The sequence below is a fragment of the Streptomyces sp. NPDC054842 genome (assembly GCF_053611025.1).
Genome location: NZ_JBSGZN010000018.1, coordinates 49,408 through 71,782, shown reverse-complemented (window position 1 = coordinate 71,782; position 22,375 = coordinate 49,408). Strand labels below are relative to the sequence as shown.

General features: G+C 72.4%; 18 protein-coding genes. 6 read left to right on the top strand and 12 right to left on the bottom strand.

Annotated elements, in window-relative coordinates; all coding sequences use genetic code 11:
- Positions 1–19 precede the first annotated feature (19 nt).
- The 4 genes from ACWGIS_RS16600 to ACWGIS_RS16585 all read left to right on the top strand — a co-directional run bounded on the left by ACWGIS_RS16600 (position 20) and on the right by ACWGIS_RS16585 (position 3,466).
- A complete protein-coding gene (locus tag ACWGIS_RS16600) occupies positions 20–586 on the top strand; it encodes an antibiotic biosynthesis monooxygenase (RefSeq protein ID WP_453363127.1) in 567 nt (188 codons plus the stop codon).
- A 119-nt stretch (positions 587–705) separates the two neighbouring features.
- Positions 706–1,599 (top strand): MBL fold metallo-hydrolase, encoded by an 894-nt coding sequence (locus tag ACWGIS_RS16595; RefSeq protein ID WP_453363126.1) that lies wholly within the window; start codon positions 706–708, stop codon positions 1,597–1,599.
- Positions 1,600–1,608: 9 nt separating this feature from the next.
- Entirely contained in the window at positions 1,609–1,914 is a 306-nt protein-coding gene (locus tag ACWGIS_RS16590) for a YkvA family protein (protein WP_453363125.1), read from the top strand.
- An 82-nt stretch (positions 1,915–1,996) separates the two neighbouring features.
- Positions 1,997–3,466 carry a CAP domain-containing protein gene (locus tag ACWGIS_RS16585; RefSeq protein ID WP_453363124.1) on the top strand — a complete coding sequence of 490 codons (1,470 nt, stop codon included), beginning with the start codon at positions 1,997–1,999 and terminating at the stop codon, positions 3,464–3,466.
- Positions 3,467–3,473: 7 nt separating this feature from the next.
- Here the strand turns inward: ACWGIS_RS16585 and ACWGIS_RS16580 are convergent, their stop codons facing one another.
- Genes ACWGIS_RS16580 through ACWGIS_RS16570 form a run of 3 tightly spaced genes read right to left on the bottom strand, consistent with a single transcriptional unit; the run spans position 3,474 to position 7,135 of the window.
- A complete protein-coding gene (locus tag ACWGIS_RS16580) occupies positions 3,474–4,010 on the bottom strand; it encodes an adenylate kinase (RefSeq protein ID WP_453363123.1) in 537 nt (178 codons plus the stop codon).
- A gap of 24 nt (positions 4,011–4,034) precedes the next feature.
- Positions 4,035–6,401: a glycoside hydrolase family 65 protein gene (locus ACWGIS_RS16575; RefSeq protein ID WP_453363122.1), complete on the bottom strand. Its 2,367-nt coding sequence runs from the start codon at positions 6,399–6,401 to the stop codon at positions 4,035–4,037.
- Positions 6,398–7,135 carry a beta-phosphoglucomutase family hydrolase gene (locus ACWGIS_RS16570; protein ID WP_453363121.1) on the bottom strand — a complete coding sequence of 246 codons (738 nt, stop codon included), beginning with the start codon at positions 7,133–7,135 and terminating at the stop codon, positions 6,398–6,400. The genes ACWGIS_RS16575 and ACWGIS_RS16570 overlap by 4 nt, the downstream gene beginning before the upstream one ends.
- A gap of 258 nt (positions 7,136–7,393) precedes the next feature.
- On the opposite strand from ACWGIS_RS16570, the gene ACWGIS_RS16565 reads away from it, so the two are divergent.
- Positions 7,394–8,035, top strand: coding sequence for a nucleoside/nucleotide kinase family protein (locus tag ACWGIS_RS16565; protein WP_453363120.1), 642 nt, complete (start codon positions 7,394–7,396; stop codon positions 8,033–8,035).
- A 103-nt stretch (positions 8,036–8,138) separates the two neighbouring features.
- Here the strand turns inward: ACWGIS_RS16565 and ACWGIS_RS16560 are convergent, their stop codons facing one another.
- The 3 genes from ACWGIS_RS16560 to ACWGIS_RS16550 form a co-directional block, all read right to left on the bottom strand.
- On the bottom strand, positions 8,139–9,107 hold the full coding sequence (locus ACWGIS_RS16560) for an aldo/keto reductase (RefSeq protein WP_453363119.1): 969 nt from the start codon (positions 9,105–9,107) through the stop codon (positions 8,139–8,141).
- 195 nt (positions 9,108–9,302) lie between these two features.
- Positions 9,303–10,127: a pectate lyase gene (locus ACWGIS_RS16555; RefSeq protein WP_453363118.1), complete on the bottom strand. Its 825-nt coding sequence runs from the start codon at positions 10,125–10,127 to the stop codon at positions 9,303–9,305.
- Between the two features lie 582 nt (positions 10,128–10,709).
- Positions 10,710–11,189: a peptidoglycan-binding domain-containing protein gene (locus ACWGIS_RS16550; RefSeq protein WP_453363117.1), complete on the bottom strand. Its 480-nt coding sequence runs from the start codon at positions 11,187–11,189 to the stop codon at positions 10,710–10,712.
- Between the two features lie 1,395 nt (positions 11,190–12,584).
- Here ACWGIS_RS16550 and ACWGIS_RS16545 point away from each other — a divergent pair.
- Positions 12,585–15,041 carry a polysaccharide lyase 8 family protein gene (locus ACWGIS_RS16545; protein WP_453363116.1) on the top strand — a complete coding sequence of 819 codons (2,457 nt, stop codon included), beginning with the start codon at positions 12,585–12,587 and terminating at the stop codon, positions 15,039–15,041.
- A gap of 42 nt (positions 15,042–15,083) precedes the next feature.
- On the opposite strand, the gene ACWGIS_RS16540 is transcribed toward ACWGIS_RS16545, so the two are convergent.
- The 6 genes from ACWGIS_RS16540 to ACWGIS_RS16515 form a co-directional block, all read right to left on the bottom strand.
- Positions 15,084–16,619: an HAD-IA family hydrolase gene (locus ACWGIS_RS16540; RefSeq protein WP_453363115.1), complete on the bottom strand. Its 1,536-nt coding sequence runs from the start codon at positions 16,617–16,619 to the stop codon at positions 15,084–15,086.
- 134 nt (positions 16,620–16,753) lie between these two features.
- A complete protein-coding gene (locus ACWGIS_RS16535; RefSeq protein ID WP_453363114.1) occupies positions 16,754–17,809 on the bottom strand; it encodes a hydroxyacid dehydrogenase in 1,056 nt (351 codons plus the stop codon).
- 2 nt (positions 17,810–17,811) lie between these two features.
- Positions 17,812–18,732, bottom strand: coding sequence for a carbohydrate ABC transporter permease (locus ACWGIS_RS16530; protein ID WP_453363113.1), 921 nt, complete (start codon positions 18,730–18,732; stop codon positions 17,812–17,814).
- A complete protein-coding gene (locus tag ACWGIS_RS16525) occupies positions 18,729–19,700 on the bottom strand; it encodes a carbohydrate ABC transporter permease (protein ID WP_453363112.1) in 972 nt (323 codons plus the stop codon). Before ACWGIS_RS16525 ends, ACWGIS_RS16530 begins: the two co-directional genes overlap by 4 nt.
- Before the next feature lie 116 nt (positions 19,701–19,816).
- The gene (locus ACWGIS_RS16520; RefSeq protein WP_453363111.1) at positions 19,817–21,127 is read right to left on the bottom strand and encodes an ABC transporter substrate-binding protein; all 1,311 of its coding nucleotides are present in this window, start codon (positions 21,125–21,127) and stop codon (positions 19,817–19,819) included.
- Between the two features lie 118 nt (positions 21,128–21,245).
- Positions 21,246–22,334, bottom strand: a complete 1,089-nt coding sequence (locus tag ACWGIS_RS16515; RefSeq protein ID WP_453363110.1) for a substrate-binding domain-containing protein — start codon at positions 22,332–22,334, stop codon at positions 21,246–21,248.
- Between the last annotated feature and the right edge of the window lie 41 nt (positions 22,335–22,375).

Sequence of the window (22,375 nt, the reverse complement as noted above, 5' to 3'; positions counted from 1 at the left end):
CGTGGCACACGATGTCGACATGAGCACCCCTCACGGCCGGCACGGCGACCCCATCACGACCGTACTCACCTGGAAGGTCCGTCCAGGGCGCGAGGCCGAGTTCGAGGAGTGGACGCGCGGCATCACGCGCTGCGCGAGACAGTTCACCGGCAACGAGGGCGTCTCCTGGCTGCGCCCGGAGGACGGCCACCTCAGCCACGCCGTGCTCCGCTTCGCCGACGCGCAACGGCTCACCGAGTGGCTGGAATCGCCCGAGCGCGCCACCTGGCACGCGCGGATCGAGGGCGTCGCCACCGAGGTCGACAGCGAACGGCAGTCGACGACCGGGATGGAGACCTGGTTCAGCCTCCCGGGCACCGCGGTGCGGGCACCCGCGCGCTGGAAGATGGCCCTCACGACGTTCCTGGGCGCCTATCCGTGCACGCTGCTGATCCAGTGGCTGGTGACGCCGCGGACCGCCGCCTGGCCCCTGCCGCTGCGGGCGGCCGTGTTCCCGCTCGTCCTGCTGCCCCTGCTCACCTACGTCATCATGCCCGGGCTCAGCCGCCTGTTCCGGCTGTGGCTCTATCCCTCGCCCGACGCCTGATCGGCGCCGGGACGGGTACGCGAGCCGTGGTAATTTCCCCGCGGCGGCGCGGCCGTGCCTGTCCCGGGCGGGAGGTGAGCCGTACCCGGTCGGCAGGCCGGCACAGCGAAGGAGCCGTCGTGGACGCGCCAGGGCCGCAGGGCCTCGTCACCGCAGCATCCCCCGGCGTGCGCTCGCTCGACGTGCGGTGGATCCACGGATCACCGTCGGCGAAGCACGACACGGACCCGGAGATCCAGGTCCACGTGTACGACGAGCACACCGTCGTCCTGCGGCAGAACAAGGCCGTCGACTACGAGGCGCCGTTCCTCTTCCTGCTGTTCGGCGAGGCCCGCGCCATACTGATCGACACCGGGGCGACCGCGTCGCCCGCGTTCTTCCCGCTGCGCCGTGTGGTCGACGGGCTCGTGGACCGGTGGCTTGCGGCCCACCCCCGGGACGGCTACGAGCTGCTCGTCCTGCACACCCACCCGCACGGCGACCACGTAGCCGCCGACGGCCAGTTCGCCGGCCGCCCGCACACGCGCGTGGTGGACGCGGCCCTGGACAGTGCCTTCGCCTTCTTCGGCTTCACCGACGACCCGGGCCGTATCGCGCACGTCGACCTCGGCGGGCGGGTGCTGGAGTGCCTGGCCACCCCCGGGCACCACGAGGCGGCCGTCACGTACTACGACCCCCGGACCGGCTTCCTGCTCACCGGCGACACCGTCTACCCGGGCCGCCTCTACGTGGACGACTGGCCCGCCTTCACCCGCAGCATCGACCGGCTGATCGCCTTCTGCGCGGACCGGCCCGTCAGCCACGTCCTCGGCTGCCACATCGAGATGACGCGGCGTCCGGGCGAGGACTACCCGGTGCGCACCACGTACCAGCCCGACGAGCCGCCGCTGCAACTGCCGCCGGAGCGGCTGCGCGACATCCGCGCGGCGATCGACGAGGTCGGGGACCGGCGCGGACGCCACGCCTTCACCGACTTCGTCCTCTGCCGCCTCGACGCCCCCGACGACGACTAGGACGCGGACATGGAATTCACGACACGGAACCTGCTCGTCGTCGGCGCGGTCCTCGCGGCGGCCGTCCTGGCGGTGGCCGTCGCGCTGCTGGTCCGGCTCGTGCGGGCCCGCCGCGACCTGCGCCGCGCGGGGCTCCCGGCCGGCCCCCGCTGGGTGTTCTGGGGTGCCGTCGCCTATCTCGTGCTCCCCACCGACCTGCTTCCCGACCCCGTCTACCTGGACGACATCGGGGTCCTGCTGCTGGCCCTCAGGTCGCTGCGCACCGCCGTGCCTTCGAGGGAACCGCGGGGCACCGGCCGCGCGTTGTCGGAGTAGCGGCCCGAGGGGTGCGGCCAAGGACGGCGGGCCGCCCGTTCGGCAGGCCGCTGCGGACGACCGACACCCGACGGGCGGCGCGATGAGCGAGCTTGTTCCCGGGGGCAACGTGCCCCTCCCGTCCGGCACTCTGACGCTCCGGGTGCCGGGCCCCTTCGACATCAGCGCGCTCGTCACGGACGACGGCGGCAAGGTCCGGAGCGACGGCGACTTCGTGTTCTACAACCAGCCCGGCGCGCCCGGGGTCCGGCTGACGGGCGAGGGCCTGACCGTGGATCCCGCGGGGCTGCGGCCCGGCGCCTGCCGGGTCTGCGTGGTCGTCGGTCCCGCCGACCCGGACACGCCCCTGGGCCAGCTGCCCGTGCCCGTACTGCACGTGAGCGGGCCGGGCGGGCGGGTCCTCGTCCGCTTCGCGCCGCCGCGCCCCGGCAGCGAGAGCGTCCTGCTGATCGCCGAGATCTACCGGCGCGGCACCGGATGGAAGCTGCGCGCGCTGGGACAGGGGTACGCCGACGGACTGGCGGGCGTGGCCCGGGACTTCGGCGTCGACGTCGTCGACGAGACACCCGCCGAGCCGGGCCGCCGCGCACCGGAGACCACCCGCGCGGCCTCCCCCGGGACCACCCCCACGAGACCCGGTCCCACGACCCCCGGCCCCGCCTCGCGGGCCACCACTCCCGTGGCGCGGCCCGTCCCCGCACCCCGATCCTCACCCGGGGCCGTCCCGCTCCGGCCCGCCGCCCGGCCGCCCGGCGCCGACCCCCGCGTCGGCCGGGCCCCGGACGAGTTCCTCGCCCGCGTGAACGCCGCACGTGCCGCCGCGGGCGCCCCGCCCGTGTTCACCGATGCCCGGCTGACGGCCGCGGCGCAGGCGCACGCCGCGGCGATGGCCGCCACCGGACGCCTCGGCGCCGAGACCCCGGACGGCGTCTCCGTCCACCAGCGCCTCACCGCGACCGGGTACGCGTATCTGACCGTCGGCGAGCACCTGGTGTCGGGCCCGCGCACCCCGGGCGAGTTCGTGGACTACTGCCTCTCGACGGAGCGGTCCCGGCTCACCCTGTGCGCACCGGCGTTCGGCCGGGTCGGAGTGGGCAGCGCCGCCGCGCCGCGCTCGGGTGACCTGTTCTGGACGGCGCTGTGGGCCTGCCCCTTCTCCCCCGCCGGACTGGCCCGGACGGCGGCGGAGGTCCTCGCGCTGACCAACGCCGAACGGACGTCGGCCGGTCTGCGCCCGCTGGCGACGGACGCCCGGCTGACCGGGGCCGCGCAGGCGCACAGCACCGACATGGCCGTCCGCGGCTTCTACTCCCACACCTCGCCGGAGGGCCGGGAGCCCTGGGACCGGGCGGCCGCCGCGGGCTCGGGACACCGCTCCGTCGGGGAGAACATCGCCTGTGGTCAGCGCTTCCCCGCCGAGGTCGTCCGCGGCTGGATGGACAGCCCCGGCCACCGGGCCAACATCCTGAAACCGGCCTTCACACACCTCGGCGTCGGCTACGCGGGCGGCGGCCCGGCGGGCACGTACTGGACCCAGCTCTTCGGCGGCTGACGTCGTCTCAGCCGGACTCGGTGGCCGTGAGGGACCGCAGCCATCGGGTGGCCTCACCCGGGGTGGTGAAGCGCTCGACCCGCAGCGGAGCGAACCGGGCGTCCCCCGCGCGGCGGCCGATCTCCGCGCGCCGCTCCCCGTGCCGGGACCACGCCCACCAGGCGGGATGATCGGCGCGGAACCAGTCGGCCAGGGTCTCCCGGTTGCCGCCGAAGATCGGTTCGCGTGTCAGCGTCCTGCGCAGCGAACGGCGCAGGACGCGCGGCATGATCACGCGTCGCCCGTAGTCCAGCCAGAGCACCGTGTCGGCGCGCTCCCACAGCAGGTCGCGGACCTCCGGATAGCCGAGCGAGTCGACGATCCAGCCCGGGGACCCGGTGATACGGCCGACGTCCTCGGTGAACGTCTCGTTCACCGCCCAGCCGGGCCCCGCGAAGTACAGCGCGTCCATCTCGTGGTAGGGCAGGCCGAGTTGGGCCGACAGGGCGCGCGCCAGGGTGGACTTCCCGGCGCCGCTGATCCCGACCACGAGGACGCGCTTCATGCCGTGAGCATACGTCCGGCCCGCTCACCCCCCGTCGACGCGTCCCAGGAGTCCGCTGTTGGGGCGCCGGTGCGGCGGCTGCTCCGGTGCCGGCCGCTGCCGGGTCTTCGGTATGTCGCGCTTCCGTGCCTTGTCCGCGTCGACGGTGAGGGGCTCGCCGTAGTGGTGGACGGTCAGCGGTTCGCCGGACAGCAGGGTGTACGTCGCGGCGGCCGGGGTGACCTCCACGCGCAGGCGGCGGCCCAGCGTTTCCAGGTGGAACGCGAGCCGGCTGATCCGCTCGGGCAGCCGGGGCGCGAACTCGATCCGCTCGCCCTGGTGCCGCATCCCGCCGAAGCCCGCCACGAGCGCCATCCACGCACCGGCGAGGGAGGCGATGTGGAGGCCGTCGCGGGTGTTGTGCTCCAGATCCTCCAGGTCCATCAGCGCCGCCTCCATCAGGTAGTCGTAGGCGAGGTGCGGATGGCCGGTCTCAGCGGCGATGACGGCCTGGCAGCACGCCGACAGGGAGGAGTCGCGGACGGTGAGGGGCTCGTAGTAGGCGAAGTTGCGGGCCTTGTGCTCCTCGTCGAAGAACGGGCTGCACTTGTACATCGCGAGCACCAGGTCCGCCTGCTTGACGACCTGTTTGCGGTAGAGGTCGAAGTACGGGAAGTTCAGCATCAGCGGATACTGCTCCGGGCCCGTGGCCGCGAAGTCCCAGCGCTGGTTGCGGGTGAACCCGGAGTGCTGCTCGTGGACGCCCAGTTCGTGGTTGTACGGGATGTGCATGGCCTCGGCGGCGTCGCGCCAGGCGGCGCTCTCCTCGTCGTCGACCCCCAGGGCCGCGGCCTGCCGGGGGTGGCGCTCGACGACCTCGGCGGCGGCCAGAAGGTTCGTACGGGCCATCAGGTTGGTGTACGTGTTGTCGTCGGCGACCGCGCTGTACTCGTCCGGGCCCGTCACCCCGTCGATGTGGAACCTGCCGTGGTGGTCGTGGTGGCCCAGCGAGCGCCACAGGCGGGCCGTCTCCACCAGCAGCTCGACCCCCGTGTCGCGTTCGAAGTGCCGGTCACCGGTGACGGCGACGTAGCGCACCACGGCGTCGGCGATGTCGGCGTTCACGTGGAACGCGGCGGTGCCGGCCGGCCAGTACGCCGAACCCTCCGATCCCGCGATCGTCCGCCACGGGAAGGCCGCGCCCTTCAGCCCGAGCAGGGCGGCCCTTTCACGGGCGGCCGGCAGGGTGTTCTGGCGCCAGCGCAGCGCCTCGGCGACCGCACCCGGCGAGGTGTACATGAGCAGGGGCAGTACGAAGGTCTCGGTGTCCCAGAAGGCGTGCCCGTCGTAGCCGGAGCCGGTGAGGCCCTTCGCCGGGATGGCCCGCTGTTCGGCGCGGGCACCCGCCTGCAGCACGTGGAAGAGGGCGAAGCGGACCGCCTGCTGGATCTCCTCGTCACCGTCCACCTCGACGTCGGCGCGCGCCCAGAAGTCGTCCAGGTAGGCGCGCTGTTCGTCGACGAGGCCCTGCCAGCCCGACCTGGTGGCCGCCGCGAGCGCCGCGTCGACCTGGTCGCTCACCGCGGGCAGCGACCGCGTGCTGGACCAGCCGTACGAGACGAACTTCTCGACCCGCAGCGTCTGCCCGGGGGCGAGGACCGAGGTGACGGTGAGGCGGGCGACGTCGTCGGTGCTCTCGCTGTCCGTGGTCGTCGGTTCGGGGCCGTCGACGGCGTGGTCGGCGGCGGCGCCCACCCGCAGGCCGCTGCGCCGGGTGCGGTGCACCAGCCGCAGCCGCCGGTCCTTCGCGAACTGCTCCTCCGGTTCCAGCGGCGAGTCCAGTGCCACCGCGGCCCGCGGGTCGCCGTTGTGGCCGGGGAGCTGCTCGTTGGCGACGAGCTCCGACTGGACGACGATGCGGCTCTCGCTGCCGACGGCCTCCACCTCGTAGGCGACGGCGGCGATCGACCGCTGGGTGAAGGACACCAGGCGCGTCGACCGCACCCGCACGGTCGAACCGGCCGGCGACGTCCACTCGCAGGTCCGGGTGAGCAGACCGGTGCGCAGGTCCAGGACCCGCTCGTGCGAACGCAGCCGCCCGTACCGCAGGTCGAAGGGCTCGTCGTCGACGAGCAGCCGGATGATCTTGCCGTTGGTGACGTTGATGACGGTCTGCCCGGACTCCGGATAGCCGTACCCCGCCTCCGCGTACGGCAGCGGGTGCGTCTCGTGGACGCCGTTCAGATAGGACCCCGGCAGACCGTGCGGCTCCCCCTCGTCGAGGTTGCCGCGCCAGCCGACATGCCCGTTGGACAGCGCGAACACCGACTCGCTCTGCGGCAGCACGTCGAGGTGCAGGATGTGCTCGCGCAGCGCCCACGGCTCGACCGCGTACGACGTGTGGGTGATCAACGCTGCTCCCTCAGTTCGGCCAGGTCCGCCACGACGACGTCGGCGCCGTGCTCGCGCAGGGCGTCCGCCTGGCCGACGCGGTCCACACCCACGACGTACCCGAAGTGCCCGGAGCGGCCGGCGTCCATGCCGGCCAGCGCGTCCTCGAACACGGCGGACGCCGACGCGTCGACGCCGAGATCGCGGGCGGCGGCCAGGAACGTGTCCGGCCGCGGCTTGCCGGGCAGCTTCCGCTCGGCGGCGACCACACCGTCGATCCGGACGTCGAAGAGGGACTCCGCGCCGATCGACCTGAGGACGTCCTGGCAGTTGGCGCTGGAGGAGACGACGGCGGTGAGGAGTCCCTCGGCGCGGGCCGCCTGGATGTAGCGCAGGGTGGTGTCGTAGGCCTCGACGCCGTCGGTGCGGATCAGTTCCAGGAGCAGTTCGTTCTTGCGGTTGCCGAGACCGTGCACCGTCTCCGCGTCCGGCGGGTCGTCGGGGCCGCCCTCGGTCAGTTCGACGCCGCGCGAGGCGAGGAAGGAGCGCACGCCGTCGGCGCGCGGGAGTCCGTCCACGTACCGGTCGTAGTCGTCGTCCGAGAAGGGACGGAAGCCGTCGCCGTCGCGCCGGCGCAGGAAGTCGTCGAAGGTTCGCTTCCACGCGGCGGCGTGCACGACGGCGGTCTTGGTGATGACCCCGTCGAGGTCGAAGAGACAGGCCTGGATTTCTTTCGGAAGACCGAGCTGCGTCATGGTGAGAACCTTCCCAGGGCGGCGCCCTCCCAGCGGGTGGCGGGCGCCACACGCCGATCGCGTGCGTCAGCCGCGCGGCGCCTGGCGCGGTGGTGCTGTCCGGCTGCGGGCATCGTCGGTTCATACTCCTTCCACGATCTGGGAAAACGTGTGCCCGAGACGGGGAGCGTCATCCCTGCCAGTCCCGCCGGTCCTGCCGGCACCGGCCCGCCGGTTGCCGGCGTGGCCACCCGACCGCCGAACGGAAGAAACGCGTCCATGACCTTCGACGACCTCCTGAAGCGAGCGGCCGCGCTCGTACGACCGGGCCGCCGCGCCCTGCTCGGCATCGCGGGCAGTCCCGGCGCGGGCAAGACGACGCTGGCGGAGCGCCTGGTCGCGGCGCTCAACGAGGGCGTCACCCCCTGGGCCGCGCACGTCCCCATGGACGGCTTCCACCTGGCGGACGCCGAGTTGGACCGGCTCGGCCGCCGTGACCGCAAGGGCGCCCCCGACACGTTCGACGCGGCGGGCTACGCGGCGCTGCTGCGCCGGCTGCGCGAGGACGAGGACGACGTCGTGTACGCGCCGGGTTTCGAACGCACCCTTGAACAGCCCCTGGCGGGTGCTGTCCCCGTCCCCCGCCGCGCGCGCCTGGTCGTCACGGAGGGCAACTACCTCCTCGTACCGGACGGCGACTGGGCGCGGGTGCGGCCGCACCTGGACGAGGTCTGGTTCTGCGAGCTCGACGAGGAGGAGCGCGTACGCCGTCTCGTCGCCCGCCATGAACGCTTCGGCAAGGACCACGACACGGCGGTGGCCTGGGTCGGCGGCACGGACCGGCGCAACGCCGAGCTGGTGGCCACGACACGCGAGCACGCCGACCTGGTGGTGCCGGGGACGCTCGTCCCGCGGGGCTGAGCGCGGGCACACCGGCCGGGCTCCCCGCCCGCACGAGAGAACCCGGTGACTCCGGAAGAACGGGCACGCCCGGCGGTGCCGTGCGCACCACCGGGCGGGGACGTCAGTGACCGCTGATCGCGCGCGGCGTGTAGGGCCGCTCCAGCTCCGCGGCCTCCTCGTCGCTCAGTTCGAGGCTCAGGGCGGCGACCGCGTCGTCCAGGTGCCGGGCCTTCGTGGCACCCACGATGGGGGCGGTGACGGAGTCCTGCCGCAGCAGCCAGGCCAGGGCGACCTGCGCCCGGGGCACCGCGCGCTCGGCGGCGATCCGGCCGACGGTGTCGACGATGACGCGGTCGCCCTCCTGGTACAGCTTCTTCCCGAACTCGTCGGTGCGGCTGCGCGCGCTGTCGGTGTCCCACTCGCGGGTCAGCCGGCCGCGGGCGAGCGGGCTCCACGGCAGGACGGCGAGCCCTTGGTCCTCGCAGAGCGGCAGCATCTCGCGCTCCTCCTCGCGGTAGAGGAGGTTGTAGTGGTTCTGCATGGAGGCGAACCGCGTCCACCCGTTCAGCCGGGCGGTGTACTGGGCCTTGGAGAACTGCCAGGCGTACATCGAACTCGCGCCGATGTAACGGGCCTTGCCCGCCTTGACCACGTCGTGCAGGGCCTCCATCGTCTCCTCGACGGGCGTGGCCGGGTCCCAGCGGTGGATCTGGTAGAGGTCGACGTAATCGGTGCCCAGGCGGCGCAGGCTGTTGTCGATCTCGGTCATGATCGCCTTGCGCGACAGTCCGCGGCCGTTGGGCCCCTGGTGCATGGCGCCGTTGACCTTCGTCGCGATGACGACCTCGTCGCGGCGCGCCAGGTCGCCGAGCACCCGTCCGACGATCTCCTCGCTGGTGCCGTCGGAGTAGACGTTCGCCGTGTCGAAGAAGTTGATCCCCGCGTCCAGGGCCTGCCGGATCAGGGGGCGCGACGCCTCCTCGTCGAGGGTCCACTCGTGTGTGCCGCGGTCCGGGACACCGAAACTCATGCATCCCACGCAGATCCGGGACACGTCCAGGCCCGTCGAACCCAGCTTCACGTACTGCATGTTCACTCCTGCCGTCACGGAGGCGGGGCGCACGTCACCCCAGGCCGACGGTACCCAAGAGAGATCCCGTCGGCACGCCTCGAACCGCTGGCAGGCCCCGCCCCGCACACACTCCGGCGCCCGGCGCGCCGGCAAGCGCCCGGCGAGCCGGCGGACCCGCGGGAGGGCGGGTCGCCGGGCCGCCGGAACACCGGATCAGCTGTAGGTGATGTCGGACGCCGTGTACTTGCAGTAGGTGCCGTCCGGGCCGCTGCCGGTCTGGGTGGGCTCGGCTCCGGTGTTGTTGCCCGTGTACCGGACGCACGGCTTGATCTTCTTGCTGCTGTCGCCGTGGATGCGGATCTTCGTCAGCGTCGCCGTGTCACCGTAGTTGGTGTTGATGCCGACGACGGACTGGCCCGGCGCGGTCACGTCCACGTCGCTGACCACGATCGTGCGCTTGTACTGGGTGGAGCAGTTGCCGCAGGAGCGGACCAGCTTGCCGAAGTTCGAGACCTGGAAGCCGGTGACGGTCAGCTTGCCGGCACCGTTGAACTGGAACACCTTGTCCGACGCGGACTTGGCGCCGCCGCCGGTCACGGTGTACGTGGCCGAGGACGACTTGCCCTTGAAGGTGGCGGCGTCCTCGCCGACGTCCTCCCACCACACGTTCTGCAGGGTGCAGGTGCCGGCGCAGTGGATGCCGTCGGCCGCCGGGGAGCCGATGACGACGTTCTTCAGGACGGCTCCGTCCGCCAGGTTGAACAGCGGGCTCTGGCCCTCGTCCTGGCCTCCGTCGCCGAGGTCACCGCTGCCGTAGAACCGCTGCAGGCCGCCGTCGTACGTGCCGGAGACCGCCTTCGTCGCGGTGACCGGCACGTTCCTCGTCGGCGTCGGCCAGGCCGCCGCCGCGTCGGCGGTGCCCGCCATGCCGCTCACGAGGAAGGTGCTGCCGGTCAGCCCGAGGGCGGCCAGCGTGCCGAGAAGGGCACGGCGCCGCGTGGGGCGGCGCCGGCTGTGCGGGCGTGCTGATGAGGTCATGTCCCGATTCCTTCTGTGCGTGGGGGATTGGAGCTCTCCGGCAGCGGCGCCGGAGCCGTACGCATGCGGATGGATCCCTTCCGGTCCGTTCCGCGGGTCAGCGGAGTGAACTACGCACGTGATGCTGAACGTTGTGCGCCTGCGGGCGCGATGCGCGGGAGCCGGAGAGTGCTTCGGCAGCCGAACCGCCCCTGGTCGCCGGGCTTCCAGCGGCCGAGTGGCCGTACGTGGGGTGACACCCGCGGGTCACGTCGCTGAACGGGAAGGTATGGGGAAAGCGCTTTCTAGTCAACGAGTCGCGCAGGACGCATTCGGTCAACTCGGCGCGGCAGGTTCGGGGTTGGTCGGTCGGATGCCCGATGCTCATCTCGCGGTCGGCCGGCGATCCGTGGGGTGGTGGGCACCCGAGGCTCAACTCGGGCAGGCAGGGCTTCCGTTGGGTGTTGAGGGCGGGGTTCACTTTGCGGCGGGCGGGCGTCAGGCGTCAGGCGTCAGGCGTCAGGCGTCAGGCGTCAGGGGAGGCTTCACGGCGGGTGCCGTCCGGGGGAAGCCTGCCGGGCGCTTCCTCGCCAGGGCGCCGCTTCACCTCGCGGCGGGTGTGGTCCGCGCCTCCAGGTCGTGGCGTGTGTCGTCGCCGTAGACGCCGGTCTCGTCGCCGCGAATCCCGTACCAGAGCTGGAAACGGGCCACGGCCGCGGTGAGGACGGCATCGTAGGTGCCGTCGGCCGACCCGCCCACGTACACGTCCGGGATACGCAGCAGGCGCTTCTGCAGTTCCGCCACCGCCGGGCCGCTGTCACCCTCGCGCAGGGTGCCCGCGCCGTCCGGGTCGGCCTCCCCCGGTGGCACGCCGTCGGCGGACCCCACCGGAGCACCCGCCGGGGCGGTCGGCCGGTCGGCACGGGCGTCGTCGTCACCGGGCAGGAGCATGGCGACGGTGAACCCGAGCACCGCCGCCGCGACCACGGCGGTGCCGATCGCGGCGCGACGCAGGACCGGGCCGTCCACCGGCCGCCGCAGGTGCCGTCGCCGCGCGGCCCTCGCCCCCGAGCGCCGGCCCACCGCTCCCTCCGTGGCCCTGCCGACCGCCCGTTTCCCGGTCCCCCGGCCCGCCGCCACCCGCCTCACGGACGCGCCCACGGCCCCCTTTCCGGCCGCCCATCCCGCCGCCGGTCGCCGCCGGGGGCTTCGCCTTCCGCCGACCGGGCTGCCCGCCGGGCCTTCCGGACCGAGGTCGCCCTCAGCGGCCGTGCTCGCGGTGGCCGGACGTCCGGGAGTGGTGCTTCCGGTGACCGGGCGTCCGGCGGCCGTGCTTGCGGTGGCTGGTCCCGCGCCGTCCGACGCGGGTGGCCTGCCTACCGGGGGCGGCGGCAGTTCCTCCGTCGCGTCGCCCGGGGCGGGCGACGCGGGAGCCGCTGGGGGCGTGGCGTTGAATTCGTACTTCTCGTCAGGGGCGCGTCCGGCCGGGGGCGGGTACTGCGGGTAGGGCGGGTCGAAGGCGGACCCGGGATCGGGTGCGGGTGCGGGCTGATGGGCCGGGTACGGCGGGGCGAAGGCGGACGCGAATTCAGGCACCGGCACGTCGTCTGAGGTCGGCGACTCGGAGTCGGACGGGGGATCCGGCGCCGCCCCGTCAGCCGAGTACAGCGCCTCGAAGGCGGCGGCAGGATCGGGATCGGGTACGGGCCGATGGTCCGGAAACGGCGCCTCGGAACCGGTCGCAGGGTCCGGCGCCGCCCCGCCTTCCGAGTTCGGCGACTCGAAGCCGGACGCCGAACCCGGCACCTCCCCGTCAGCCGAGTACAGCGCCTCGAAGACGGCGGCAGGATCGGGATCGGGTACGGGCCGATGGTCCGGATACGGCGCCTCGGAACCGGTCGCAGGATCCGGCGCCGCCCCGTCAGCCGAGTACAGCGCCTCGAAGGCGGCGGCGGAATCAGGCTCGCCTACGGGCTGATGGTCCGGAAACGGCGGGCCGAAGCCGGACACGGCATCAGGCACCTCCCCGTCTTCCGGGTACGGCGACTCGAAGTCGGACGCAGGATCCGGCACACCCCCCTCAGCCGAGTACCGCGACTCGAAGTCGGGCCCGGCATCGGGCGCAAGCCCGTCAGCCGGTGCGGGCCGGCCGTCCGGGGGCGCCGGGCGGCGGGCGGCCTCCCTCTCGCGGACCTGCCGCAACAGGTCCGCCAGCGAATCCGACGTACGCCCGCGTTCGACCTGCGTGGGCTCGATCGCCGGGCGCTCCGGCCGCGGGCCGGGTTCGGGCGGTGTCGACACACTGCTCTCCTTCCACGGGCGCGGTTTCCGGCGTCCCCGAGCAGTGATACGTGGCAGGCGCGCGCCGAGTTCATCCCGGCCACCACCGGTCCACGCCACCCTCCCACACCGATCAATACGCTCACTTCGGCCGCACTTATTGAGCGTTTGAACAATTCCGTGCTAGAAAGCGCGCTCATGACGACTCGATGGTCACGCCGTGGTTTCCTCGCCGCGAGCGGCGGCACCGCACTCGCTCTCGGCAGCGCCGGCGCCGCAGGTGTCGCAGGTGCCGCCGTCCCGTCCGCCACCGACACGACCGGGGCCGCGGACGAGTTTGCGACCCTGCGCGCGACCTGGCGCACCCTTCTCCTGGGCGAGGGGTTCTCCCCCACCGCCGAGCCCTTCAAGAGCAGGCTCACCGAACTCGGCTCCACCGCGGCGCAGTTGCGTTCCTCGATGGCGCCCGCCACCGGCTCCCTGTGGCCCGACCTCGTGTACGCGGACCCCGAACCCGACACCGACCAGGAGTCGTACGGCTATTCGGGGAACCTCAACTCCAGTTACACGAGACTGAGCACGCTCGCCCAGGCCTACTGCCAGCAGGGCACGGGCCTGACCGGCGACGCGGGGCTGAGGGACACCGTCCTCACCGGCCTCGACCATCTCTACTCCGAGGCCTACAACGAGAACCGGACCCGCTACGGGAACTGGTACAGCTGGCAGATCGGCGCCCCACAGGCGCTGCTGGACGTCTGCGTGCTGATGTACGACCAGTTGCCGGCGGCGCGGATCGCCGCCTATCTGCGGGCGGTCGACCACTTCGTGCCCGACTCGGCCGTGGCCGCCTACACCGGCACGAGCACGGGGGCCAACCGGGTCGACCTCTGCCGGGTGCTGGCGCTGCGGGGTGTCGTGGGCGCCGAGGCCGCGAAGATCGCACTGGCCAGGGACGCGCTCTCCCCCGTCTTCCCGTACGTGACGAGCGGCGACGGTCTCTACCGGGACGGGTCGTTCGTCCAGCACACCTCCGTCCCGTACACCGGGTCGTACGGGTCGGTCATGCTGGGCGGACTCGGCATGCTCTTCACCCTGCTCGCCGGTTCCACGTGGGAGGTCACCGACCCCAACCGGCAGATCCTCTTCGACGCGGTGGAGAACGCGTGGGCGCCCTTCCTGCACAACGGGCTCGTCATGGACGGCGTGTCCGGCCGGGCGATCAGCCGCGGCCTGTCCGCGTCCGACGCCAAGCAGATCCAGCAGGACGACCACCTGCGCGGGCACTCGATCCTCGCCTCGATCGTGCTGCTCGGGCAGGGCGCGGACAGCACACGGAACGCGCGGTGGCGCGGCCTGGTGAAGGGCTGGATGCAACGTGACTACTACAGCCCGCCGTTGAGCGATCCCGCGCTCGGGCTCACCGGTCTGGCCCGGCTCAAGGGAGTCGCGGACGACACCTCGGTGTCCGCGATCGCCGAGCCGACCGGGCACCGGCTGTTCACCGACATGGCCCGCGCCACGCACCGCCGCCCCGGCTGGACCGCGTCGGTCAGCATGGCCGACCGCCGGATCACGCACTACGAGACGGGCAACGGCGAGAACCTGCGCGGCTGGCACACCGGCTCCGGAATGCTCTACTGGTGGGGCGACACGTTCGGCAACGGGCAGTACAGCGACGCCTTCTGGCCCACCGTCGACCCCTACCGGCTGCCCGGCGTCACCGCCTCGCGCAAGGTGCTGGCCGACGCCGCGGGTGGTGACTGGGGAGCGTCCCGGCCGGACGTGAACTGGGTCGGCGGCGCGACGGACGGCCAACGGGCCGCCGTCGGGCAGTACCTCAAGGGGCTCGGCAGCACCCTGATGGCGAAGAAGTCGTGGTTCTTCCTGGACGACGCCATCGTCTGCCTGGGCGCGGGCATCAAGTGCACCGACGGTACGGCCGTGGAGTCGACGGTGGACAACCGCAACCTCGGCCCCACGGGCGGCGCGTCCTTCCAGGCCGACGGCGTCACGAAGCCGGCCGGCTACCCCTGGTCGGAGACACTCACCGGTGTCCGGTGGGCGCATCTCGGCGGGCACGGCGGTTACGTCTTCCCCGGCGGTGCGACCGTCAAGGCGCTGCGCGAGTCACGGGACGGCAGGTGGAGCGACATCAACAAGGGCGGCGCCACCACGGTCCTGAACCGCAAGTACCTCACGATGTACGTCGACCACGGGACGAATCCGACCGGCGGCTCGTACGCCCACCTGCTCATGCCGGGCGCCACCGCGGCCCAGACCCAGGCACGAGCCGCCGCCGTCAACTGGCTGACGCTGCTGGCCAATTCGGACGAGCAGCAGGGCATCGCGGTGCCGTCGCTCGGCTTCACCGGGGTCAACTTCTGGTTCGGCGGCACGGTGGGCCCCCTCACCGCGAGCGCCCCGTGCTCCGTGATGATCAGCGAGAGGAGCGACGGCACGGCGGTCGTCTGCGTCAGCGATCCGATGCGGGCACAGACCGGCCTCACCCTCACCTGGAACCGGGCGGTCTCCGCGGTGACGTCCAAGCCGTCCACGGTCACCTCGGCGACCACCGGCTCCGCCCTGCGGCTCACCTTCGGCGACCTGGCCGCCACGGCCGGCGTCACGCAGAGGATCACCGTCAAGCTCGCCTGACCGGCGGTCCGCCGCGGGAACGCCGGCCGCACCCCGGCCGGGTCAGGCCCCGGACCGGCCGCGGGGCCGGTCGTGCGGGTCTCCAGGCGCCCCCTCCGACGCCTGGAGACCCGCGGTCCACAGGTCGTGCACGCCGATTGCGGCCAGGCCGGAGCGCACACCGCGCCGCGGCCCCGGTGCGATCGGCGTGTACGACGGCACGGCGAGCACCCGGCAGCCCGCCGCCTCGGCCGCGGCCACCCCGGCCGGGCTGTCCTCGACGGCGAGACAGGCCGCGGGATCGACGCCCAGGGCCCGGGCCGCCGCGAGATAGGGGTCGGCGGCGGGCTTGGTCCGGGGCGTCTCGCCGGCCGCCACGGTCGTACGGAACCGGTCCGCGCCCAGCACCTTCAGGACGCTGTCCACCACGGGACGCGGGGAGGCCGACACCAGGGCCGCCGGAATCCCCAAGTCCCGCAACAGATCGAGCAGTTCGCCGGCACCCGGCAGGGGGGCGGCCTGCGCACGCACCGCCGTCAGGAAGGCCGCGTCGAGTTCCGCGGCGAGGGTGTGCGGGTCGTGCCCCGTCACCCGGTGCAGATGGGCGGCGGTGTCCTCGACCGCGCGGCCGAGGACGTGCGGCAGGTCGTCGTCCCCGAGTTCATGACCGAGGTGGGCACACCTCTCACGCACCGTGCGCAGCCACAGCGACTCGGTGTCGACGAGGGTGCCGTCCATGTCGAGGAGCACCGCGTGCGGAGCCGCCGCGAAGGGCCGCCCGTCGAGCGTCCAGTGCCGGTCCGCGAGTCGTCCCACCGACGCGAACACCTGCGCCGCCACGTCGACATGACGCACCATCACCGGCGGCGTGACGATGCCGGGGCCCGCGGCGGCGAGCCAGGCGGTGCGCTCCTCGGGCGAACGGCCGCCGTGCCCGCCCGCGTCGACGTGCCCGTGGTCGGTGACGACGAGGAAGGTCCACCGCTCGGCGTCGTACGAGGGGCGGGAGCGCACCGCCGCCAGGAGCCGGCCGAGCCGTTCGTCGGCACGCAGCACGGAGGTCTCGTACGCCTCTCCGCAGCCGAGGAAGTGGGCGGTCTCGTCGGGAGCGCCGAGGTAGACGAACGAGGCCTCCGCGTCTTCGCCGGCGAGGACCCGCGCCGCTTCCTCGGTGATCCGCTCGTCGCACTCCTCCCATGCCTCGGGGGTGTCGGCCGCGGGGGCCACGTACGCGCTCCTGGAGGGGGCGCGGAAGAGCGGGCCGCCGTCGCGTGCCTGCAGCAGGGGCCGCCAGCCGGCCGCGACGAAGGTCCGGCGGCCGTCCTGCTCGGCGAGGCGGGTCGCGAAGTCCGGGAAGACGTCGAGCCGGTGGCCGCTGAAGTCGTTGCTCCACACGCCGTGCTTCGCGACGCCCACGCCGGTCACGACGGTCGCCCAGCACGGGCCCGACATGGTCGGCGTGCGATCGTCCACCTCGATCGGTGCGAGGAAGCCGGCGGCCGCGAGCGTGTCGAGGTGCGGGGTGCGCAGGCGGCGCAGCACATCAAGGCGGACACCGTCGATACCGACGACGAGGACGCGGTGGACGGCGGCTGGCATGAAGGGGTCCTTTCGGTACGGCGGTCACGGGCATGGGCATCGGCATGCACAGCCGTGGGCACGGGCGTGGGCACGGGCACGGGGAGTAGGAGGCCGGACTCGGGGAGTACGAGGCCGGGGGCCCGGGCGGGTGCCTAGGCCGAGCGGCTCAGTTCGTCCGGGCCGACCGCGTGGGCGAACGGGAGCCCCTGGGCGTAGCGCCGGACCTCGTCGACGGCCCAATGGGCCATCCGCCCCAGCTCGTTGCCCAGGGAGCCCGCGATGTGCGGGGTGAGCAGCACGTTGGGCAGGGTGTACAGGGGCGAGCCGGCGGGCGGCACGTCGGGTTCGGTCACGTCGAGCACCGCGTGGATGCGGCCGGTGAGGAGGTGCTCGGTGAGCGCGTCGGTGTCGACGAGGGAACCGCGGGCGGTGTTGACGAGGGTGGCGCCGTCTCGCAGGAGCGCGATGCGCCGGGCGTCGAACATGTGCCGGGTCTCGGGGAGTGCGGGGGCGTGGATGGACACGACGTGGCTGCGCCTGACGAGCGTGTCGAGGTCGGCGGGTTCCACGCCCAGTGCCCGGGCCTGCGCGGGATCGAGGTACGGATCGTGCAGCAGGACGTGGAGGTCGAGGGGGCGGAGCAGTTCGACGAGACGGCGTCCGATGCGGGAGGCGCCGACGACCCCCACCGTGCGCCGGTAGTTTCCGTGTCCGGCAAAGTAGGGCAGCAGCGCGGGCTGTGCGCGGACGTCGGCGTAGGTGCGGGCGATGTCGAGGACCCGCTTGTTGGCGAACAGGATGGCCGCGAGGGTGAACTCGGCGACGGGCAGGGCGTTGGCGGCGGCCGCGGAGGAGACGGTGATCCCCCGCTTCCAGACGGCTTCGGTGACATGGTGCTTGACCGAGCCCGCCGCGTGGACGACGGCACGCAGCCGCGGCATGCGGCCCAGCGCCTCCTCCGTCAGCAGAGGGGCACCCCAGTGGGTGAACAGGACCTCCAGCGCGGTCAGTTCACTGTCGTCGGCGGTGGCGAAGTCGGTGATGTGGGCGGCGGGGTCGACGTCGGCGACGGTGCGCAGCCGGTCGAGCGCGCCCTCGGTCTGGAGGGAGCCGTGAATCTCGCGGCCCATGGCGAGGGCGGTGCGCGGGCGTCGTTCCCGGGTCGCCGGTTCGGAGCTGTTCAGGAGGGTGTCTTCCGGTACGAGCATGGTCACTTCACCGCGCCGGCGGTCAGGCCCGAGCGCCAGAAGCGCTGGAGGCAGACGAAGGCGACGATCAGGGGGACGACGGCGACGAGCGAGCCGGTGATGACGAGCGAGTAGTACTCGGGCTGCTGCTGCGTGACGCTGTTCCACATGAACAGGCCGAGGTTGACGGGGTAGAGACTCTCGTCGTTGAGCATGACCAGGGCGCCGAAGAAGTTGTTCCAGCTGGCGGTGAACGAGAACAGGAAGATGGTCATGAAGCCGGGCGCGAGCATCGGCAGCGAGATGCGGGCGAAGGTGCGCACCTCGCCGGCGCCGTCGACGCGCGCGGCCTCCAGCACCTCACCGGGTACGTACCCCTCGGAGAACACCCGGGCGAGGTACACGCCGAACGGGTTGACCAGGGCGGGCAGCAGCAGCGCCCAGTAGGTGTTGACGACTCCGGCCTTGGTGGCGAGGAGGTACATCGGGAGCTGGATCACGGTGGTGGGGACCAGGACTCCGCCGAGGACCAGGCCGAACAGCTTCTCCTTGCCCTTGAAGTCGTACTTGTCGAAGGCGTAGCCGGTGGCGATGCACAGGAACGTGGAGGCGGCCGAACCGACCACGGAGTACAGGATGCTGTTGCCGAACCAGCGGAGGTAGATGCCGTCGTTGAAGGTGAAGACGCGGTGCAGGTTGCTGAACAGGTTGAACTCTCCGAGGGAGAACCCGGAGGTGCCGAAGAGGTCGCGGTCGTTCTTGGTGGCGGCGAGGAGGAGCCAGCTCACCGGCATCAGCGTGTAGAGCGCCGCGACGATCAGGACGCCGTTGACGGCTCCTCGGGAGAGCAGGGCGCGGTGCGGGGTGCGGCGGCGGGCGGCCGGGGCGGCCTCGGGGCCGGCCTGTGCGCGCGGGGCCCCGGTGGTTCGGGTGAGGGTGCTCATGACGCCGCCTTCCACCGGTTGCCGAGCCGGGTGACGATGTAGGAGAGAAGGACGCCCAGCAGGGCGAGGATCAGGGACGCGGCTGCGGCCAGGCCGTAGTCGTGCTGCACGAATCCCGCCTTCCAGATGAACAGGGTGGGCGACCATTCGGTGTCGATGGAGGGCGCTCCGCGCTGGTTGAGGAGCTTCGGCTCGGTGAAGATCTGGATGGCGCCGACGCAGGTGAACAGAACGGTCATGACGACCGCGGAGGCGATCATGGGCACCTTGATCCGCAGCGCGGTCCGGATGGCTCCCGCTCCGTCCACGACGGCCGCTTCGATCACTTCGCGCGGAACGGCCTGGAGCGCGGCGTAGAAGATGACCATGTTGTAGCCGATCCACTGCCAGGCGCACAGGTTGATCATGGACGACAGCACGTGGTCGTTGCTGTAGAAGTTCCAGGAGCCGCCGAGGGCGCCGATCCACTCCAGGACCGGGCTCAGTCCTGGGGTGTACAGATAGATCCAGATGATCGAGGCGATCAGCCCGGGGATGGCGTGCGGCAGGAACAGCGCGAGCTGGAAGAACCGTTTGGCGCGGGCCAGCGCCGAGTCGACCAGCAGGGCGAGGAGCAGCGAGCCGCCGATCATCACCGGTATGTACAGGGCGCAGTAGAGCACGATGTGCGCGAAGGAGTTTCGGAAGCCGGAGTCGGACAGGGCCCGGGTGTAGTTGCCGAGTCCGGAGAACACCCGCTCCGTGCCGCCGAAGCCGAGTCCGGAGGAGTGTTCCTGGAAGAGGCTCATCCACACGGCGTAGCCGATGGGCGCGACCATGACGGCTCCGAACAGCACGAAGAACGGCGTGATGAACAGCGCCGCGGCCCGGCGCTGGCTGCGCCGCGGCCGTACGGAGCCCAGCGGCTTCGCCGTGCCCGGGGGTTGGGGCTTCGGTCGGCTCACGGACTGGACGACGGGTGCTGCCACAGTGGGACTCCTTGGCGGGCTGGGCGCTGCGGGGAGACGGCGAAGAGGGGGGGGCCGGCCGCGGCCGGTGTCCGGGGGTCTGCCGGACACCGGGGACGACGGCCGGACCCGCCGGGTCACTCGGCGAGCTTGAGCCCGCGCTCCTCGATGCCCGACTCGGCCTTCCGCTGGCCCGCCTCCACGCCGGAGGTGAAGCCCGCCTTGGCCGCCGCGTCCTGCACCGCGGTGTAGACGTCCATCTGGTTGGGGCCCCAGGTCCAGCCGGGGACGATGGTGTCGACCTGCTCGGAGGCCAGCTTGTAGAGGTCCTGGCCGTCCAGGTACGAGGTGTCGAACTTGGCGGCGGCCACGGTGCGCAGCTCCGGGTTCGCGGGCAGCGCGCTGCTGGGCGACTCGAGGTCGGCGAGGCGGGCCTCGACGCCCGCCTTGCTGGTGGTCAGCCACTCGATGAACTCGGTGGCCGCCTCGGCGTGCTTGCTGCCCTTGAGGACGCCGTAGGAGGTGCCGCCGTAGTTGCCGGTGGCGGCGGTGCCCCAGTTGGGCAGCGGCGCGACGGCCCACTTGCCCGTGAGGTCGGGCATGGCGGTCTTCATGCCGCCGGCGGACCAGGAGGCGCCGAGGAAGGAGAGCGTCTTGCCGGTGGCGCGGGCCTTGGTCTCCTCGGGGCTGTACCCGGTGAAGGACTGCACGAGGTCCTTCTTGACGAGGCCGTCCCAGTAGGCGGCGACCTTCTTGGTCGCGGCGTCGTCGACGCCGGGCTTCCAGGCGTCGCCCTCGGTGGCGAACCACTTGCCGCCGGCCTGCCAGGACAGGGCGGCCAGCAGGGCCGGGTCCGACTTGGGCATCGAGGCCAGCCGGACGTTCTTGTCCTTCTTCCTCACCTTCGCGGCGGCGGCCTCGAACTCGTCCCAGGTCGTGGGGACGTCGATGCCGTACTTCTTGAACAGGTCGGTCCGGTAGTAGTAGAGCTGCGGCGCGACGTCGTAGGGGACGGTCCAGGTCTTCCCGCCGAAGGTCACGAGGCTCTGGAGCGACTTGGGGAACTTCGTCTTGACCGTTTCTCCGGCGTACTCGGTCAGATCGATCAAATTGCCCTGGCTCGCGAACTCGGGAACCATCTGGTACTCGATGGTCGCCACGTCGGGCGCGTTGCCCGCCTTCACCGCGTTGGAGAGCTTGCTGTACCCCTCCGTCGAGCTGGGTATCTCGGTGAACCGGACCTTGATGTCCTTGTGCGTCCGGTTGAACGCCTCGACGGTCGACTTGGCCCCGAGCGTCCAGGTCCAGTAGTCGATGGTGACCGGCTTGCCGTCCGACGCGGCGTCGGTCGAGCCGTCGCCGCCGCAGGCGGTGGCGAGCAGGCCCAGGGCGGCGACGGCGGCGGTGGCGGCAAGGCGGGTGCGGAACGAACGTGAAGTGCGCGGCATGGCACGGCTCCTACGAGACCTCGTACGGGAAGAGGCGGATGCAGGACATCTTTTGCGCGCACACGATCAGAGTCAAGAGCGTTCGACCATAACAATCAAAACGATCGCGCAACGCTCATCAAGCGGAGGTGCCGCCACCGCAGGACGAGCGCACCCTCAACTCGGGGAGCAGTTCGATGTGTTGACGCGGCGCGGGCCCGTTTCCGGCACGGCGTTCGGCGAGCCGCTGGAGCAGCAGCCCGGCGGCCAGTTCCCCCACCGCGCGCGTGGGCGGGGCGACGGCGGTGAGCGGAACGTCCGCGAGGGCGGCCACCTCGTCGTCGTACGCGATCAGCGCGAGGTCGCCGGGCACGCTGATGCCGGCCGCCTGCAGCTTCGGCACCAGCACGATGGCGTCCTCGTCGCTGTGGATCAGCGCCGCGGTGACCCCGCGCTTGCGGACGGCCTCGACGAGATAGTCGATGGTCGCCTCGTAGTCGCCGTGTTCACGCGTCGCGGGGGCCCCGGTGTCGCCCTCCAGGCCCAGCGACCGCACCGCCGCCAGGTAGCCCGCGGAGATGTGTTCGGCGTGCGGGCCCTCCTGGAGCACGGCGGTGACCCGGCGGTGGCCCAGCGCGGCGAAGTGGCCGACGGCGACCGCGGCGCCGTGGGCCCGGTCCGTCCGCACCCGGTCGAGATCCGCCGCGGGATTGCCGGCCGGTGCCGAGCGCTCCACCAGGACCGTCGGCACCTCGCAGTCGAGCAGCCACTTCTCCTGGCCGCCGACGGGCACTCCGCCGAACCAGCTCGGGGCGACGAGCAACGCCTCCGCACCGCCCGCGACCAGGTGTTCCGCCTGCACGGGGTCCTCGGAGTCGACATAGCCGGTCATGCCCAGGACCAGCCGTCCGCCGTGCGCCGCCACGACCTCGCGCACCCCTCGGACGATGTCCGCGAAGATGTGCTTGGTGGTCGGCACGATCATGCCGATCACGGCGCCCTCGGCGGACTCCCGGCGGGGCTGCGGCTCGGCGGCCGCGTCCCCCGGCCAGACCACCGCTCCGTGCAGCCGGTGCACCCGGCCCTGCGCGGCGAGCGCCTCCACGTCACGCCGCAGGGTCACCGCGGACACGCCGAGTTCGGCCGCGAGGTCGGCGACCCGCAGGCTGCCGCGCTCCCGGACGAGTTCGAGCACCCGCTCATGGCGCTGATCGACGTGCAGTCGCATGGGCTCCCCCTGGGGCAAGGCCGGACGGACGAACGAGGGGA